Source organism: Blautia sp. OF03-15BH, from assembly GCF_003463065.1.
Lineage (GTDB): Bacteria > Bacillota > Clostridia > Lachnospirales > Lachnospiraceae > Limivivens.
On record NZ_QSCM01000006.1, the window covers coordinates 76,281 to 94,913 of the forward strand.

General features: G+C 48.6%; 14 protein-coding genes and 1 riboswitch. Of the genes, 13 read left to right on the forward strand and 1 reads right to left on the reverse strand.

The genetic code is table 11. The features are described from left to right. Window positions 1-97: 97 nt before the first annotated feature. Window positions 98-278, forward strand: a riboswitch (cobalamin riboswitch). Between the two features lie 265 nt (window positions 279-543). The 9 genes from DXA57_RS08415 (at window position 544) to gatB (ending at window position 12,645) form a co-directional block, all read left to right on the forward strand. After that, complete coding sequence (locus DXA57_RS08415; protein ID WP_117766541.1) at window positions 544-2,742, forward strand: nitrogenase component 1; 2,199 nt, start codon at window positions 544-546, stop codon at window positions 2,740-2,742. Further along, the gene (locus tag DXA57_RS08420; protein WP_158571270.1) at window positions 2,708-4,075 is read left to right on the forward strand and encodes a nitrogenase component 1; all 1,368 of its coding nucleotides are present in this window, start codon (window positions 2,708-2,710) and stop codon (window positions 4,073-4,075) included. Before DXA57_RS08415 ends, DXA57_RS08420 begins: the two co-directional genes overlap by 35 nt. 686 nt (window positions 4,076-4,761) lie before the next feature. Further along, the gene (locus tag DXA57_RS08430) at window positions 4,762-6,057 is read left to right on the forward strand and encodes a glutamine synthetase family protein (protein ID WP_117766545.1); all 1,296 of its coding nucleotides are present in this window, start codon (window positions 4,762-4,764) and stop codon (window positions 6,055-6,057) included. Between the two features lie 35 nt (window positions 6,058-6,092). Continuing rightward, window positions 6,093-6,710: an ANTAR domain-containing response regulator gene (locus DXA57_RS08435; protein ID WP_330423236.1), complete on the forward strand. Its 618-nt coding sequence runs from the start codon at window positions 6,093-6,095 to the stop codon at window positions 6,708-6,710. Window positions 6,711-6,720: 10 nt separating this feature from the next. Next, window positions 6,721-7,938, forward strand: a complete 1,218-nt coding sequence (locus DXA57_RS08440) for an LL-diaminopimelate aminotransferase (RefSeq protein WP_117766547.1) — start codon at window positions 6,721-6,723, stop codon at window positions 7,936-7,938. Window positions 7,939-8,056: 118 nt separating this feature from the next. Then, window positions 8,057-9,388: an aspartate--tRNA(Asn) ligase gene (aspS, locus tag DXA57_RS08445; RefSeq protein ID WP_117766549.1), complete on the forward strand. Its 1,332-nt coding sequence runs from the start codon at window positions 8,057-8,059 to the stop codon at window positions 9,386-9,388. A gap of 16 nt (window positions 9,389-9,404) precedes the next feature. Further along, window positions 9,405-9,701 (forward strand): Asp-tRNA(Asn)/Glu-tRNA(Gln) amidotransferase subunit GatC, encoded by a 297-nt coding sequence (gene gatC, locus DXA57_RS08450; RefSeq protein ID WP_117766551.1) that lies wholly within the window; start codon window positions 9,405-9,407, stop codon window positions 9,699-9,701. A gap of 11 nt (window positions 9,702-9,712) precedes the next feature. Further along, entirely contained in the window at window positions 9,713-11,212 is a 1,500-nt protein-coding gene (gene gatA / locus DXA57_RS08455; RefSeq protein WP_117766553.1) for an Asp-tRNA(Asn)/Glu-tRNA(Gln) amidotransferase subunit GatA, read from the forward strand. After that, complete coding sequence (gatB, locus tag DXA57_RS08460; protein WP_117766555.1) at window positions 11,212-12,645, forward strand: Asp-tRNA(Asn)/Glu-tRNA(Gln) amidotransferase subunit GatB; 1,434 nt, start codon at window positions 11,212-11,214, stop codon at window positions 12,643-12,645. Before gatA ends, gatB begins: the two co-directional genes overlap by 1 nt. A gap of 429 nt (window positions 12,646-13,074) precedes the next feature. On the opposite strand, the gene DXA57_RS08465 is transcribed toward gatB, so the two are convergent. Next, window positions 13,075-13,677: an ECF transporter S component gene (locus tag DXA57_RS08465; RefSeq protein WP_117766557.1), complete on the reverse strand. Its 603-nt coding sequence runs from the start codon at window positions 13,675-13,677 to the stop codon at window positions 13,075-13,077. A 195-nt stretch (window positions 13,678-13,872) separates the two neighbouring features. On the opposite strand from DXA57_RS08465, the gene DXA57_RS08470 reads away from it, so the two are divergent. The 4 genes from DXA57_RS08470 (at window position 13,873) to DXA57_RS08485 (ending at window position 18,550) form a co-directional block, all read left to right on the forward strand. Then, complete coding sequence (locus DXA57_RS08470; RefSeq protein ID WP_117766559.1) at window positions 13,873-14,556, forward strand: response regulator transcription factor; 684 nt, start codon at window positions 13,873-13,875, stop codon at window positions 14,554-14,556. Continuing rightward, window positions 14,540-15,532, forward strand: a complete 993-nt coding sequence (locus DXA57_RS08475; protein WP_117766561.1) for a sensor histidine kinase — start codon at window positions 14,540-14,542, stop codon at window positions 15,530-15,532. The genes DXA57_RS08470 and DXA57_RS08475 overlap by 17 nt, the downstream gene beginning before the upstream one ends. 182 nt (window positions 15,533-15,714) lie before the next feature. Beyond that, on the forward strand, window positions 15,715-16,482 hold the full coding sequence (locus DXA57_RS08480) for an ABC transporter ATP-binding protein (protein WP_117766796.1): 768 nt from the start codon (window positions 15,715-15,717) through the stop codon (window positions 16,480-16,482). Next, window positions 16,475-18,550 carry an ABC transporter permease gene (locus DXA57_RS08485; RefSeq protein WP_117766563.1) on the forward strand — a complete coding sequence of 692 codons (2,076 nt, stop codon included), beginning with the start codon at window positions 16,475-16,477 and terminating at the stop codon, window positions 18,548-18,550. Before DXA57_RS08480 ends, DXA57_RS08485 begins: the two co-directional genes overlap by 8 nt. Window positions 18,551-18,633: the final 83 nt, after the last annotated feature.

Below are 18,633 nucleotides of genomic sequence, written 5' to 3' on the forward strand. Positions count from 1 at the left end.
TGTGACTTGACAAATTTTTATCAGGCATTTATACTAGCTAAATGATTAGAACTGATGAATCAGGCAAGCAGGGGCTTGTGCGGATTCAAATAACAGAATATTGTGTCACGTTCAGGGCTATATAAGCGAAATGCTTATGGAAACGGGTGAGAATCCCGTACAATGCCGTTGCTGTGTAGGAGGAGTTTTCTTCAAAATGCCACTGGAAATTATTTCTGGGAAGGCGAAGAAAGTGATGATACCCAAGTCAGAATACAGGCCCTGCGCGCATTTTATTTGCTGCGGGCCACAGTAAAATAAATAGACAGATCTGAGGAAACCATTGTTTTAAAGTCCATCAGGAAACGTTCGAGGAAGAACAAAAAGCAGCTCAGGAGAATACAAAGGGGAAGGAAAGTTTCAGATCCGAAATTTAGAAAACAAACGACAGAAACTGCCGGTGTATTGCGCAAGCATATACCGGCTTTTTTATGCATTTATATAAGAACAGTTGCCCATAGCATCAGGATAAAACGCAACGGCTGCCTTTGAGGGAGGAAAAATATGCAGATCGCAGTATATGGAAAAGGTGGAATCGGAAAGTCGACGGTTAGCGCGAATTTGTCCGCGGCGCTGGCATGCTGTGGGAAAAAGGTATTGCAGATTGGCTGTGATCCGAAGCATGATTCGACACGGTTACTGCACCATGGACAGAAGGTAGAGACAATACTGGAATATCTTCTGAATACGCCGGCAGATGAACAGAGACCGGAAGCAGTCCTGATGAATGGCTACAATGGTGTCGGCTGTGTGGAGGCGGGAGGACCAAGACCTGGTATGGGCTGTGCGGGAAGAGGAATTCTGACCTCCTTTGATTTTTTAAACAAATTTCAGGTTTTTTCAAATTATGAGCATATCGTGTACGATGTGCTCGGTGATGTCGTATGTGGTGGATTTGCGGTTCCCGTGCGCAGGCAGTATGCCGAGGCCGTTTTTCTTGTGACAAGTGGAGAGGCGATGGCAATCTATGCTGCCAACAATATCTTACAGGGGATACGAAATCTGAATCAGAAGGAACGGCGGATAGCAGGGATTATCTATAACAGCCGCGGGATAGGGGATGAAAGTACGCGCGTTTACGCATTTGCAGAAGCGGTCGGCCTGCCTGTGTGTGTAAGGATCCCGCGAAGCGACCGTTTTGCCCGGGCGGAGCGGGAGGCAGTAACTGTAGTGGAACAGGATCTGCACAGCGAGGAAGCTCAGATTTTTTTAAACCTTGCACATCAGATAGAGGCCGGGCTTGAGCTTCATGAGGCGAAGCCCCTTACAGAAGAGCAAATGGAGCATTTTATGCGGGGCGAAGCTCCGATGACAATCGGAAGAACGGAGGAGCGGAGCACCGTCAGCAGAACATGCGAAAAAACGGAAGAATTTCCAAAAGAAAAAGTTTTGCCAAAGAAACGTGCTCTTTCTGACCCGTTCAGCCGAGTCCCCCTGTTTGGCTGTGCCTTTAATGGAGCTGTGGCGCTGGCCATTCATGTGAAGGATGCGGCAGTGCTGGCACATGCGCCAAAGAGCTGTGTCTGGTTTTCGCAGAATGGCTTTACTGCATATGCAAGGAGAGGCTTTTATGAGCGTGGAATTCTCTATCCGGCATTTATTCCGCAGCATTTTGAAGCGACGGATCTGACCATGCAGGATGCAGTATTCGGAGGAGTGGAGCATGCAAGAGAAAAAGCTCTGGCACTTGCGGCAAAGGGAGTGCGGACGATTCTTGCAGTGACTTCCTGTATTCCTGGTATGAGCGGAGATGATCTGACACCGTTAAAGGAGGAACTGAAAGCACTTGGCTGTGAGATGTATCTGATTCCGACAGATGGCGTGGCGGCAGGGGATTATAATGAAGGAATGGCACTTTGTTACAAAACGCTTGCGAGGGAAGCGATCGATAGAAATGTAGAACCGGAAAAGGACAGCATTAATCTGGTGTATGAACTGACCTGGTCGTCTGCGACAGATCAAAATTACCAGATCATAAAGGCGATGCTGGATGGACTCGGGATTCGTGTAAACTGCCGTTTTCTGTGCGCGACTTCCATGGAGGAAATTCATGGCTTTCTGCGCGCACCCTATAGTGTGATGGCACGGGACGATGTGCTTGGAGAAGAACTGAAAGCAATTTTTGAACAGAAATATGGCTGCCGTTTCCTGGATGGTACGTTTCCGAAAGGATTTTCTGAAACGACACGCTGGGTGCGACAGCTGGGCAGTCTTTATGAAAAAGAGTCACAGGCAGAAGCACTGATCGCAAGAGAAAAAGCAAGGTATCAGGAGCGGATTCAGGCTTTGAAACCGAATTTTCAGGGAAAGAAATGCATCATTTTCCTGAATCGTCCGGGAAATGAATGGCTTTTTGAAGTGGTGGAGGATCTTGGCCTGGAACAGCTGGCGGTCTTTGTGGCAGGAAAAGAAAAGGAAAATAATGCCGGATGGAATCATCGTTTTTCTGCAAAATGGGAGACCGATCAGAAAAAACTGGTTCAGGCAATAAAGGAACTTCCCGTAGAGCTTATACTGACAAGTGACAGAAGTGCGCTGGCGGATGTTCCGAACCATGTGACGGTGATCGATCTGATGGCAAACGAACGGCCAGGTTTTCTGACCGGAGTTGAGGCAGCAGAAGCATGGAAGGATCTTATGGGAACAAAAATGGAAGGCAGGTGGAAGCGTGACCGGATCTTATTTGAGAAATACTACACCTGATTATTTGACCGGTGAAGTATTTGCGTGTGAATCAATCAAGGGAGGCCTTGTACTTCTGAACGGTCCGTTGGGCTGTCGTTTTTATCACAGCTATGGCTTTGGAAAAAATACGATCCAGGAATCCGGACTGTGGCATTTGCGCGGCGAGCTGGAACTGAAAAACGCAATGGATGATCATCTGCTGCGCAGTCAGTATTTTGCCGGGACACCGGCAATTCCGGGTTCGAACCTGCGTTACGAGGACAATATTTTCGGTACGTGGGAACAACTGGAGAGAGCGCTCAGGGATTGTCTGACGGAGCGCGAGTATCATTTTTTTGCGGTTCTTCAGACTCCCGGCACTTCCCTGCTCGGTGAGGCACTGGAACAGAATTTAAGCCGGCTTGCAAAAGAGTATGAGGTACCCTTTCTCTTTCTTGAAAGTCCCCAGTTTTCAGAAAATGCATTTATTGGATTTGATGAAACGATGGTAAAGCTGCTTCATTTACTGGTTCCGGAGCAAAAAAGGAAGAAACAGGCAAAAGCTGGTGCTCCGAGGGTAAATTTATTTGGTTTTTATACGTATGAGAAATTCCTGGAAGGGGATTTGGCAGAGATCAGGAGTCTTCTGGAAATCATGGGGATTGAGATCGCGTGTGTACCTGGAGCAGGCAGTACGGTGGAAGAGCTGCAGGTGCTTCCGGAGGCGGATTTGAATCTGTTTTTTGCGCCGGAGCGATGTCAGCAGACCATGCATTATCTGGAACAGCAGGGGCTTCCGATTCTTGATTTTGGCAGCATGCCGGTTGGCTTTGATCTGACAGAGCAGTTTGTGAAAACAGTCGCGGAACGACTGGGAGCAGATGCTTCACCGGCACTTGTCAGGATCGAAAAGGACCGTGCGCGGGCATTTTATCATCTGGCACGGCGTTTCGGAAATCATGGATTTCCAAAGAACATTCGGTATGCGATTGAGGGGGAAGCTTCTTTTGTGTATGCCTGGATGGATTTCCTTTCCGGGTATCTGGGTATGAGACCTGCATGTATTCATCTGCTTTATGGGCAGTGTAAAGGAAAAGCAGAAGAAAAATTACGCAGGATGTTAGAAGAATGGGGCATGGAAGACGTGCTGGAAACGGATATCACGAAGGTGGAAAATGCCATTGTGTTTGGAAGCGGGAATACAATCATGGATGCGTTCCTGCACAGTGAGAAATTATATGGTGTTGAGATAGCGAATCCGTCGACAGAGTATCTGCATGTGGTGCCGAAAACATATTTGGGAAGCAAAGGAGCACTGTATCTGCTGGAACAGCTGTTAAACGGCGTGCGGATGCTTGGAGCCTGGGATTAAAGGCGGTTTATGAATGGAAACCATGTTAAGTGGAACACAAAAAAGACCAGAGGGTATCGGGAGGATAAAACAAAGTATGGGACACATTGAGGAAATTAAAGATTATTGAAATTTGCGTGCAGTGCTTTGTAGACGCAGAGAATGTACTGACAGAAGAGTGCCCGACACTGTTCCTGTATGCAAATGAGAATATTACCCTGATCAATACAGATAAAGTAAAGATGTGGCGGTATTCCCGATCGATTACTATATGCTGACAGCGAAATGGGCAGCAGTAGAATAAAAGATGAGCATGCTTGAAATTCAAAACTGTACGATATGTTACCAGAATGGTACCCCTGCAGTTTCTGACGTCTCCTCTCCGTCTCGGAGGGAGATCAGCTTTTAACGAGAGAGTTGCTGGTCAGTGCATACCTGACCGTCGGCAGAAGTAATATGAAAAATAGCGCCTTACTTTACCAGAGCGAGGGCGCTATTTTTTTAGCATAATATAAACAATGAGAGTTATAATTGCGCAAAGTATGATTATCGCGGCCCCTCGCATATTTTTCTTGACAAAGAAAAATCCCGTTGCTATAATACGAAACTATAGAACAAGGGCGTTCTTACCTCACAGAAATGAGTGGGTAAGTTCGCCCTTTTGTCGTATTATCAGATAGTTGCGTTTAGGAAAAGGAGATTGTGATATGGAACGATACAGCAGGGAGGAGATTCTGAATATTGTGGAGGAAGAGGATGTGGAATTTATCCGCCTTCAGTTTACCGATATGTTCGGTACGATGAAGAATATCGCCATTCCGGCGGGAAAGCTTCCGAAAGCCATGGATGACCGGTGTATCATTGATGCTTCTTCGATTGAAGGCTTTATCCGCACGGAAGAAGCAGAAATGTATCTTCGCCCGGATCTGTCCACATTCAGTATTCTGCCCTGGCGGCCTCAGCAGGGAAAAGTTGCACGGCTGATCTGTGATCTGATCCGTACAGATGGAACTCCCTATGAGGGAAGCCCAAGATATCTTCTGAAAGAAGTTTTGAAAAAAGCAGAAAGCCTGGGTTACACACTGAAAGTAAATACGGAGTGTGAATTTTTCCTGTTTCACACGGATGATAACGGCATCCCCACCACCATTACCCACGAGCGGGCAGGCTATCTTGATCTGAGTCCGGTGGATCTGGGGGAAAATGCCCGGCGGGATATCGTACTGACGCTGGAAGAGATGGGCTACGAGGTGGAATCCTCCAGACACCAGATCGCTCCCGGTCAGCACGAGGTAGAATTTTCTATGGATGATGCGTTGGAGACAGCGGACAAGATCATGACGGTGAAAACCGCTATCCGCACCATTGCGAAGCGCCATGGTCTTCATGCAACTTTTATGCCGAAGCCCAAGGCCGGTGTGGATGGTTCCGGTATGCACATCCATCTGTCTCTTTTTAAAAACGGAAAAAATGTATTTTATGATCCGGATTCCGAGGATGGCCTGAGCAGTGATGCCTACGCATTTCTGGCTGGTATCCTGAAGCATATCAAAGGAATGACAGCTTTCTGTAATCCGTTGGTGAATTCCTATAAACGGCTGACCACCGGATTTGAAGCACCTTCCCAGATCTACTGGTCAAAGTCGGAGAGAGCTTCTCTTGTAAAGGTTCCTTTCCAGAGAGGACAGGAAACCAGACTTGAACTGAGAAGTCCTGATGGAGCAGCTAATCCTTACGTGGTATTTGCCCTGTGCCTGGCGGCTGGACTGGAAGGGATTGAAAATCATCTGAAACCGCAGAAAGAAGGAAAAACAGAAGAGACAGAACTGCTTCCTTCCAATCTGAGTGAGGCTTTGAAGGCCATGAAAGAAGACGGGCTTCCGGAAGAGGTCCTGGGAAAAAGATTCCTGAAGATTTACAATCAGGCCAAGGAAAAAGAATGGATGAGCTATATGGAACAGATTTCCGCCTGGGAGCTGGAGCAGTATCTGTATAAAATTTAACCAACAGTTCAGAGCCAGCGGCTGGAACAACCCGCATGTTCGCAGGAAAATCTGCCTGGATCGGAACAGTTATAAAATCGGAAGGAAAGGGCGAAGAGGTCATGAGCATCATCATTGTAGTTATGCCGAAAGTGGAAGATGCCAAAAAAATCCGCAGAATCCTGGTCAGTCATGGATTTACGGATACCGTTTTCTGCCCGACCGGAGCAGGTGCGCTGATCGAGATCAACAAATATTCGTCAGGTCTTGTAGTAAGCGGTTACCGTCTTTCGGATATGTATTACCGGGAGCTTTCCGAAAACCTTCCGAAATATTTTGATATGCTGCTGATCGGTTCGGCAGCTGCGGTAAGCGATAATCCGTCAGGACTTATGTCTCTGACCACACCATTAAAAGTGTTTGATCTGGTGAATACCGTGGAGATGATGGTCCGCCAAATCGATCGCCGCTTTAAGCAGGATAAAAGAAAACCGAAAAAGAGGAGTGAGCGTGAGGAAAACTATATCCGCAACGCGAAATTCCTTTTGATGGACCGGAATCATTTAAGTGAGGAAGAGGCCCATCGCTATATACAGAAATGCAGTATGGACAATGCAACCAACATGGTGGAGACAGCGCAGATGATTCTGATGCTGATTTATGATGAATGTTAGGAGAAGAAACATGTTTACGGTCAATGATAATTATCTGAAATTGCAGGGAAGCTATCTGTTTTCCAATATCGCTAAAAAAGTAGCCGCCTTTCAGGAGCGAAACCCGGGCGCCGAGATCATCCGTCTCGGCATCGGAGATGTAACCCAGCCGCTGGCCCCGGCCATCATTGAAGCCCTGCACAAAGCAGTGGATGAGATGGGCAATGCAGCGACCTTCCACGGTTATGCCCCTGATAAAGGATATGAGTTCCTCCGCCATGCGATCGTTGAGAATGATTACAAGGCGAGAGGCTGTGAAGTTTATGAGGATGAGATCTTCGTTTCTGACGGAGCAAAATGTGACTGCGGAAATATCCAGGAGATCTTCGGACTGAATAATAAAGTCGCTGTCTGCGACCCGGTTTACCCGGTTTATGTGGACAGTAACGTGATGGCAGGCCGTACAGGACTCTATAATCCGACCAATGAGAATTACGATGGAGTCATCTATATGCCCTGCCTTTCCCAGAACAATTTCGTTCCGGAGCTTCCGAAGGAAGAGCCGGATCTGATCTATCTCTGCTTCCCCAATAACCCCACGGGAGCAGGAATCAGCAAGGAAAATCTTCAGAGATTTGTGGACTACGCGAGAAAGATCGGTGCGGTGATCCTTTATGATGCCGCTTATGAAGCTTATATTTCCGATCCGGATATGCCGCACAGCATTTACGAATGTGAAGGGGCAAGAGAATGTGCCATTGAACTTCGAAGCTTTTCCAAAAACGCAGGTTTCACCGGTGTTCGCTTAGGTTACACGGTGGTCCCAAAAGATTTAAAAAGCAGCGAAGGCGTAAAGCTCAACGATCTGTGGGCAAGACGCCATGGCACCAAATACAACGGAGCTCCTTACATCGTTCAGAGAGCCGGCGAAGCCGTTTATTCCCCGGAAGGAAAGGCACAGCTGAAGACTCAGATCGATTATTATATGAAGAATGCGAAGACCATTCTTCAGGGCTTGAAAGACGCGGGATATACGGTTTACGGCGGCGAGAACGCCCCCTATATCTGGCTGAAAACTCCGGATTCCATGAACTCCTGGGAGTTTTTCGATCACCTGCTTTCCACGGTAAATATCGTGGGAACGCCGGGAAGCGGTTTTGGTGCGCATGGCGAAGGCTACTTCCGACTGACTGCATTTGGAACCTATGAAAATACGCTGAAGGCCATTGAGAGAATCACAAAGATGTGAGAAAGGCAGGCAAAAGGCCGGCGTATGAAGTAACTGTATAAAAAAACACCGGCTGGATGCTTGCAGACCCAGCCGGTGTTTCTCTTTTAAAAAGATAAATTTTTGGAGGAAATGTGATATGGAATTTGTAACAGGAGTCAGAGAAAAAGAAACTCTGGAGCTTTCCCAAGTGCTTGCTCCGCAATCGCTGGACCAGGAGGTCCTGACAGACGGAAGTATCTATAGCATTCGAAACATGGGTGAGATCGCTTTCGTGATCCTGAGAAAAAGAGACGGTCTTCTGCAGACGGTCTGGGAAGAGGGAAAAACAAATCTTTCCATTTCTGAGCTGAAAGAGGGAGACTGCATCCGGGTAAAAGGAACTGTCCGGGCAGAAGAGAGAGCGCCCCACGGAAAAGAAATCCGTGCGGAGGAGATCACGATTCTCTCCTCTCCAGCAGAACCCCTTCCCCTTGCCATTGATAAATGGAAGCTGAACACTTCTCTGGAAGCCAAGCTGAACATCCGCTCCGTTTCCCTTCGGAACGTCCGGGAGCGGGCCAGATTCCGCATCCAGGAAGGCATCGTGAGAGGCTTCCGTGAATTTCTTCATGAGAACGGTTTTACCGAGATCCATACACCGAAGATCGGAGCCAAAGGAGCTGAGGGAGGAGCCAACGTGTTCAAGCTCAGCTATTTCCACAAACCGGCCGTTCTGGCCCAGAGCCCGCAGTTTTACAAACAGATGATGGTGGGCGTTTTCGATCGCGTCTTTGAGACCGGTCCGGTTTTCCGTGCTGAGAAGCACAACACCAGAAGACATCTGAACGAGTACACCAGCCTGGATTTTGAGATGGGCTACATCGAGGATTTCATGGAAATCTGCCAGATGGAGACCGGTTTTCTCCAGTACACGATGGAGCTTCTGAAAAAAGACTACGCCCCGGAGCTTGAGATCCTGAATGTCACCCTTCCGAAAACAGATAAGATCCCCTTTGTAAAATTCAGTGAGGCCAAAGAGCTGGTGGCAGAGAAATACAACCGCAAAATCCGTAACCCCTTCGATCTGGAGCCGGAGGAGGAAGAACTCATCGGCCGGTATTTCAAAGAGGAATACGACGCAGATTTCGTTTTTGTCACCCATTATCCCTCCAAGAAGCGCCCGTTCTACGCGATGGATGACCCGGCAGATTCCCGTTATACCTTAAGCTTCGACCTCCTGTTCCGCGGCCTTGAGATCACGACAGGTGGTCAGCGTATTCACGATTATCATATGCTGGAGGACAAGATCGCAGCCAGAGGAATGACCGACGAGGGCATGGAGCAGTACATGGATGCGTTCAAATACGGTATGCCGCCTCATGGAGGTATTGGAATCGGTATGGAACGTCTGACCATGCAGCTTCTTGGCGAGGAAAATGTCAGAGAGGCCTGCCTGTTCCCGAGAGACCTGAACAGACTGGAGCCGTAAAGAAGGAGGAAAAAAGATGGCAGAGCATAAGATTTCGGATGAGGTTATGGCTAACACCGAGCTTCTGGCCAAGCTGGCCCTCACCGATGAAGAAAGAGAAAAATCCCGCCAGGAAATGGAAAAAATCCTGGGTTATGTAGATAAACTGAACGAACTCGACACCGAAGGCGTGGAGCCGCTGATCTCGCTTTTCCCCGTGGAAAATGTGTTCCGCGAGGACAAAGTGGTAAACGGCGACATGAGAGATGAACTGGTGGATCTGGCGCCCCGCAAGAAGGACGGCCAGTATCTGGTACCGAAGACAGTCGAGTAGGGAGGACCGATATGGATATTTTGGAAAACACAGCCCTTTCACTGGGGAAAAAGATCCGGCTGAAGGAGATCGGTGTGAGAGAAGCCGTAAAAGCTTCCCTTGACCAGATCGACAGACAGGAGCCGAAGATCCACGCATTTCTGGATGTGGATGAGAAAAAAGTATACGCGCGGGTAAAAGAAGTTGAGGAAGGCATCAAGGCCGGCCGCTACAGAGGCCCGCTGGCAGGCGTGCCCATTGCAGTCAAAGACAACATCTGCACGAAGGGTCAGAAAACCACCTGCGCTTCCAGGATTCTTGGAAACTTCGTTCCGCCCTACAATGCTTCGGCGGTGGAAAGGCTTCATGCGGCAGGCATGATCGTCATCGGAAAGACGAACATGGATGAGTTTGCCATGGGAAGCACCACAGAGACTTCCGCCTTTGGCATCACCCATAACCCCTGGAATACCAACCATGTACCCGGCGGTTCTTCAGGTGGTTCCTGTGCGGCTGTAGCGGCAGGAGAAGCCTTTGCGGCCCTGGGTTCCGACACCGGCGGTTCCATCCGTCAGCCCTCCGCTTACTGCGGCGTTACGGGCATCAAACCTACCTACGGAACCGTTTCCCGTTATGGCCTGATTGCCTATGCCTCCTCTCTGGATCAGATCGGACCGGTGGCAAGAGATACGGCGGACTGCGCGGCTCTTCTGGATGTGATCATGGGCTATGACGCCAAGGATTCCACCTCCATGGAGAGAAAGTCGGAAAATTTCCTGGATTCCTTGAAAGGCGACCTTCACGGTGTCCGCATCGGTGTGCCAAAGGAATATCTGGATCTCGCAGAAAATCTCGATCCGGATGTGAAAAAGGCCATGGTGGATACCATTCATCTGCTGAGCCGCAACGGTGCCATTGTAGAATTCTTCCAGCTGGGGATGGTGGACTATGTGATCCCTGCCTACTATATCATCGCCTCTGCGGAGGCCAGCTCCAACCTGGCCCGGTTTGACGGCGTCAAATACGGCTACCGCACCCCGGAGGCCGACGGCCTTCACGACATGTACAAAAAGACCCGTGCGGAAGGCTTTGGCGAAGAAGTAAAACGAAGAATCCTCCTTGGTTCCTTTGTTTTAAGCTCCGGTTATTACGATGCATATTATCTGAAAGCCCTTCGTGCAAAAGCGCTGATCAAAAAATCCTTTGATGATGCTTTTTACAAATATGACATGATCCTGGCTCCGGCTTCCCCGACTACGGCTCCGGAGATCGGAAAGAGTCTTCAGGATCCTCTGAAAATGTATCTCAGCGATATTTATACCACGGCTGTGAATCTGGCAGGACTCCCGGGAATCAGTATTCCGGTGGCAATGGATTCCAAAGGCCTGCCGGTTGGCCTGCAGCTGGTAGGAAACTGCTTCAGCGAGAAGAAATTGCTGGATGCGGCTTATGGCCTTGAAAAGCTGCGTGGAAGCTTCCCCATGGCTTTTCAGGCAAAGGTAGAGAAAAAGCATGGAAAGGAGAGAGCATGATGGAGAAACAGTATGAAACAGTCATCGGTCTGGAAGTTCATGTAGAACTGGCTTCCGCTACCAAGATCTTCTGCGGATGCTCTACAAAGTTCGGAGGTGCGCCAAACACCCATACCTGTCCGGTCTGCACCGGAATGCCCGGAAGCCTTCCTGTCCTCAACAGACAGGTGGTAGAATATGCGCTGGCACTTGGTCTGGCAGCGAACTGCGGGATCAACCAGCACTGCCGTTTTGACCGGAAAAACTATTTCTATCCGGACAACCCCCAGAACTATCAGATCTCTCAGCTGTATGTGCCGATCTGCCACGATGGATGGCTGATGGTAGATACTTCCGTAGGTCCGAAGAAGATCCGTATCCATGAAATGCATATGGAGGAGGATGCCGGTAAACTGATCCATGACGAGTGGGAGGACTGCTCCCTGGTGGACTATAACCGAAGCGGTGTTCCGCTGGTGGAGATCGTTTCGGAGCCGGATATGCGTTCCGCTGAGGAAGTCATTGCTTACCTGGAAAAACTCCGGATGATCTGTCAGTATCTCGGCGTATCGGATTGTAAGCTCCAGGAAGGATCCATGCGTGCCGATGTCAACCTTTCCGTACGGGAAGTGGGAAGCGACAAACTGGGAACCCGTACCGAGATGAAAAACCTGAATTCCTTCAAGGCGATTGCCCGTGCCATTGACGGTGAGCGTGCCCGTCAGATCGAGCTTCTGGAGGAGGGAAGAAGCGTGGTTCAGGAGACACGCCGCTGGGACGACAATAAGGAATACTCCTATGCCATGCGTTCCAAGGAGGATGCCAAGGATTACCGTTATTTCCCGGATCCGGATCTGCCCTCCGTCTACATTGATGATGAGTGGATCAGCCGTGTGAAAAAAGCACAGCCCGAGATGCAGCCGGAAAAAGCGGCCCGTTACCAGAAGGATTACGGTCTTTCCGAATATGACGCAAAGCAGCTGACCCAGTCCCGTCATCTGGCAGAGCTTTTCGAGAAGACGGCGGACCTTTGCGGCAATCCCAAGAAAGCGGCAAACTGGTTCCTGGGAGAGACGCTTCGTCTGCTGAAAGAGAGAGGACTGGAGGAAGAAGAGGTTGAGTTTTCACCGGAGCATCTGGCAGCCCTTATCGTTTCTGTGGAAAAAGGCGAAGTGAACAACCAGGGTGCGAAGGAGGTCTTTGAGAAGATCTTTGATGAAGATGTGGAGCCGATGGCTTACATCGAGGCCCACGGTCTGAAAATTTCCCAGTCTGCCGGAGAGGCGAAGGCTGTAGTGGATAAGATCCTGGCAGCTAATGCGGATGCTGTAGAAAAATATAAGAACGGCGAGGAGAAAGTACTTGGCTTTCTGGTCGGTCAGATCATGAAAGAGATGAAAGGAAAATGCAATCCGGGCCAAATGAAAGAATTGATCATTTCCAAGGTAAAATAAAAGAATAGCTGAGGGGGAAACACTCAGAGTTGCGTAGCCCGTGTTTCCCCCTCAGGCTCCCCCTTCCAGGGCACGCCAGAAAATAAGGGGCGTACGTCAGACTGGGACATAGTGGTGGGGAGATGAAGAGTGAGAGATGCCTCTCTATTTTTGTTAGTATTACAAATATATAATAGGAATAAATAGAATTTAAAATTGCAAAAATTGTCGCTTAGTTTACCGAACTGGGGCGGCTATTTTTGTGGCTTTTTATCCTTGGCAAAGGTATATCCAAGACCGAAACAGGTTAAAATGTGGAATACTGAAAAAATAACAAAGTAAAACTTCCCGGACGAATAAGGTTTGACATCTTATTCGTCCGGGAAGTTTTTATAGTGTGGTTAATCGGATTTTCGATCTTTCACCGGATTTCGTGAAATCCGCTTCACATCACCACGCCGGACTGGAAATTTTCAGTCCGGATTTTTTAAGCGCCGGAAGAAGGGCATTATAAAGGATAACGACCAGGATGGTGGAAGCAACGGCATTTACAAAAGTAGTAGCGGTGCTCCATTTGGCAAGGACGGAAGCAATCTCCTGGGGCTGGCCTAAGATATACTGTTTGTAGAAGTAACCAACCAGCGGATCGAAGATGACATTGAAGCCAAGACCTGCGATGGAGGAGATCAGGCTCCATTTGAAGATGTATTTTTTGTCCGTGCTCTCACTGATGTGAGCAATCTTGTGGGCAACCAGACCGGTGATCAGACCGATGCAGAATTTCAGGACAAACGTCTTGGGAGCTCCGGTGATATAAACCGGGTCCATCAGGTCGGCGATCGTCATGCCGACAGCTCCGGCCAGTCCGCCGTAACCGCCTCCGAGAAGCAGTGCGGCCAGAACGCAGAAGGCATTTCCAAGATGCAGGGAAGTGGCATCTCCGCCGGGCATGGGGATCTTGATCTGCAGGAAGGTAAAGATAACATAGCACAAAGCGGCGAAAAGTGCCGTCAGGGCTAATTTCTGGATTTGATCGTGTGATTTACTGTTCATAAGCTTCTCCTCTTTTCTTTGTTTTCCATCTACTGGAATGTTATCGCTATCTTATACTGTAAGTGGATGGATTTAAATAGCCAATTCTGAAAAAAATGACCATACCAGTATGAACGCTTTCGTCCTTTTCAGAAAAAAATACAAAATTTAAAAAAAGATGATAGAATGGTGTCAGATCAAGAGGAGGTAAATGATATGTATCGGATCATGCTTGTGGAAGACGATGCCACCATTGTGGATATCTTGTCCCGTCAGCTGGAAAAATGGGGATATCTTGTCCGGGCTGTGCAGGATTTTGACCGGGTGATGGAAGAATTTCGGGAATTTCAGCCCCAGCTGGTGTTGATGGATCTGTCGCTCCCTTTTTTCAATGGCTATTACTGGTGTACGGAGATCCGGAAGATCAGCCGGGTACCGGTGCTTTTTCTTTCTTCGGCATCGGATGATATGAATCTTATCATGGCCATCAATATGGGAGCAGATGATTTTATTGCCAAACCTTTTAAGTTTGAAGTGGTGTTGGCAAAGATCCAGGCTATTATCAGGAGAACGTACGATTTTGGAAGAGATCTGAATACGTTGAACTGTCGGGGAGTCACCCTGAACCTGGGGGATGGAGTGGTTTCCTTTGGGGAAGAAAAACTGGAGCTTTCCAGAAACGAATATAAAATCCTGGAAATCCTCATGAAGAAAAAAGGAAATGTGGTGCCGAGAGAAGATCTGATCCAGGCACTCTGGGATACGGAAGAATTTATTGATGAAAACACTCTGACGGTAAATGTTGCCAGGCTTCGGCAGAGACTGAAGCAGATCGGAGTGGAAGACCTGATCTCTACCAGAAAAGGTGTGGGTTATCTGATATATGAAAGAACTGTGTGATTTTTTTAGAGAGAAACGCCAGCTTCTCTTTTTTCTGCTGTTTTTTGAAGGGTCTCTCTGCCTGATCTATGGTCTTTACGGGCTGCCCTGGGGACCGGCCGGTTATACCTGCCTGGTGACAGCAGTTGTGACACTGGGATTTCTGATGGCAGGATTTTTCAGATGGAAAAGGAAAAGACGGCAGCTGCTGATCCTGAAAAGGCAGGCAGAGCAGTCTCTTGAAACCGCAGATCTTCCGAAAGCGGAGACACCATTGGAGAAAATCTATCAGGAAATCATCCGGGATCAGGAAAAACGTTGTCAGAGAGAGCAGAAAGAAAGCAGGGAGAAGCTTGTACGGTCCAGGGAATACTATACGCGCTGGAGCCATCAGATCAAAACGCCCATTGCAGCAATGGAACTTCTGCTTCAGGAGGAACCGGCAGATGTCCGGGCACTGAAGAGGGAACTTCTGAAAACCAGTCAGTATGTGGAGATGGCACTTTCTTATCAGCGGATGGAAGGAGACGGCAATGATCTGGTGATCCAGAGGTATGAACTCCGGCCGGTAGTGATGCAGGCAGTGAAAAAGGTCAGCCCGCTTCTGATACACAAGCATATCTCGTTTTCTGCAGGTGATCTGTCGGGTGAGGTGCTGACTGATGAAAAATGGCTGGTCTTTGTGCTGGAACAGCTTCTGACCAATGCTTCCAAATATACAAAGGAGGGCGGCAGTGTCCGGATCGGGAAAGAGAATGGGCTGCTCGTGCTCCGCGATACGGGGATCGGAATCCGCCCGGAGGATCTTCCGAGGATTTTTGAATGGGGCTATACGGGCTACAACGGCCGCCTGGACAAGCGTTCCACCGGGGTTGGTCTGGCACTGGTGAAGCAGGTGATGGAGATGCTGGGAAACAAAATCGAGATCCGCTCCGTTCTGGGAGAGGGAACGGAGGTGTTTCTGGATCTTCGGAGGACAGAACTGGAGGCAGAGTAAAAAAGGCCGGATGCCGGACACTGGCAAAGGCTTTTCTTACGCAGATGTAAGGAATGGAAGAAGAAATGTAAGCAAAAACCATGGCAGAGCATTTCTTCTTTTTTTATACTATATTTGCAGTGAGCAATCCGCAGGCACCGTTTGCGGGCAAAAACAAGATCATCATATTAGGAGGCATTTCAATGGCAGTTCTGGAAGTACATCATCTGAAAAAAATATATACGACCCGTCTGGGAGGCGCCAGGGTACAGGCGCTTACCGATGTGAATTTTTCCGTGGAAAAGGGAGAGTATGTGGCGATCATGGGAGAATCCGGTTCCGGAAAAACCACACTCCTTAACATTCTGGCATCGCTGGACAGACCAAGCAGCGGAGAGGTTCTTTTGAACGGGACCAGGCTTTCGGCAATCCCGGAATCCAGGCTTGCTGCCTGGAGGCGGGAAAAGCTTGGCTTTGTTTTCCAGGATTTTAACCTTCTGGATACCTTTTCCATAAAAGACAATATTTTTCTTCCGCTGGTGCTTGCAAAAAAGCCGGTGGCGGAGATGAAAAAGAGACTGACGCCTCTGGCAGAGATGCTTGGGATCGCCGGGATCCTGGAAAAATATCCCTATGAGGTTTCCGGTGGCCAGAAACAGAGGGCAGCGGTGGCCAGAGCTCTTATCACGAAGCCGGATCTGATCCTCGCAGATGAACCGACAGGGGCGCTGGATTCCCGTTCTACAGACAGTCTTCTGGCTGTTTTTGAAGAGATCAACCGGAAGGGGCAGACGATCCTTATGGTGACGCACAGCATCAAGGCGGCCAGTCATGCAGGCCGGGTACTTTTTATCAAAGACGGCACCGTGTTTCATCAGATCTATCGTGGTGAACTTCAAAGAGAGGCGATGTATCAGAAGATCTCAGATACACTGACACTGCTCACAACAGGAGGAAACAGTCATGAATAAGGGCTTCTATCTGAAAATGGCCTGGGGAAATATCCGCAAAAACAGGAATATCTATCTTCCGTATCTTCTGGCGGCTTCTGTCATGACGGCACTTTTTTACATTCAGGGTTCTCTCTGTGATATGGTGGATATTTCCGGGATGAAAGGGAAAAGAATGATGGGCTCTCTTTTGAGGATCAGCACACCGATAACAGGTATTTTTTCTCTGGTCATTCTTTTCTATGTGAACAGTTTCGTTATGAAACAGAGAAAAAAGGAATTTGGCCTCTACAATGTTCTCGGAATGGAAAAACGTCATCTGGCCAGACTGATGAGCGTTGAGATCCTTCTGGTAGCTGTTTTCAGCCTGTTTTTTGGGATTTCCGGAGGAGCTTTGTTTTCTCAGCTGTTTTTTCTGATCTTTTATAAAATGATCCGGATGGAGGCAGATCTTACGATGGTGATCCCGCGAGGAGCCGTAACAGAGACTCTGAGCCTGTTTGGCATTTTGTTTTGTCTGGTGCTTTTGTATGATATCGTCGCTGTCATCCGGACCAGACCGGTCGAGCTTCTCAGAAGTGAGAGCCAGGGAGAGCGGGAACCGAAGGTTCATGGTCTGGCAGCCCTGATCGGTGTGGCGGCTCTGACCGGCGGGTATGTGATCGCACAGAAAGTAGAAAGTCCCATGGAAGCCATGCTGTGGTTTTTTGCAGCGGCTCTTCTGGTCATCATCGGTACCTATGGACTTTTTATGGCAGGAAGCATTGCACTGCTAAAATGGATGAAAAAGAGGGAGCGTTTTTATTACCGTCCATCCAGTTTTATTTCTGTTTCCGGCATGCTTTACCGGATGAAGCAGAACGCGGCAGGACTGGCCGGGATCTGCATCCTTTCCACGATGGTCATGGTCACCATCGGGGCGAGCCTTTGTATTTTCAACGGTGTGAGTGAAGGGGTCCGGGAAGAATACCCGAGAGAATATTTCCTGCAGATGCGTTATTATGTGGAAAGCCTGAAGCCGGAAACATATCAGGATACAACCTCGGATATGAAGAAGTTTATAAAGGCACAGATGGAAGAGAACGGCTCCGGAGTAGAAAATATGCTGTCTTATACCAGATGCAATATGGTATACCGAAAGGGAAAAGATGGTTATGAGGCAGAAATGGGCGACCTGGCAGATACGAACGATTACGAAAACCTGGTGTACGTCCAGTACCTGCTCCGGGAGGATTATGAAGCGAATACCGGGAAGAAAACAGAGCTTCCGGATGACGTGGCAGCCTTCTATGAGTCGGAAGAGGGACTGATACCGGGAGAAACACTGCTTTTCGGGGACTATTCCATAAAGGGAAAACGGCTGGAGGAGCCTGTGGAAACTGCCGTTGCCAGCCGGTACAGCGGAATAAAAAAACGGGTGCAGGTGCTCCTTCCGGGAATAGAGGAAATGGAAAAGCTGACGGAAAGTCTCGGGAAGAATTTTAAAACATATTATGGTCTTGAGGAGGGAGAAGGTCCGGGTGCAGCGTACTTCCTGGGCTGGAACTGCTACTTTGATATTTCCGGTAAGCAGGAACCGGCAGAAGAGTTTCAGGAGAAGCTCCGCAGTTCCTGGGAAACAGAGAAAGCGTCGGAGTGGGCCTATATTTCCACGTTCCAGAACCGGACGGAGGAAGAAGAATATCTCTTTCAGGAGTATGGAACGATTCTTTTTATCGGATTTTTCCTCGGTCTGATCTTTCTTCTGGCAACCGTACTCATCATTTATTATAAACAGGTAACGGAAGGCTACGATGATCGGAAACGCTTTGTCATCATGCAGGACATTGGCCTTAGCCAGGCTGAGGTGAAAAAAACCATCCGGACGCAGGTGCTGCTGGTGTTTTTCCTGCCTCTTGGGGCAGCTGGCCTTCATATGGCGATGGCCTTCAAAGTTCTGGTGAAGATGATGGCACTGTTTTCAGCCTACAATATAAAACTTTTCAGCCTGTGCATCGGTCTTACGGTAGCCGTTTTTGCTCTGGTCTATTTCCTTGTCTATACCATCACAGCAAGGATTTATTATAAGATCGTAAGTAACGCCAGGTGATCATAAGACAGTTTCAGGGTTTTCAGAAAATTTTCTCATGGAGAAAGGCTTCTGGAATCGTTGAGGCTGTCTTTTTTATGTGC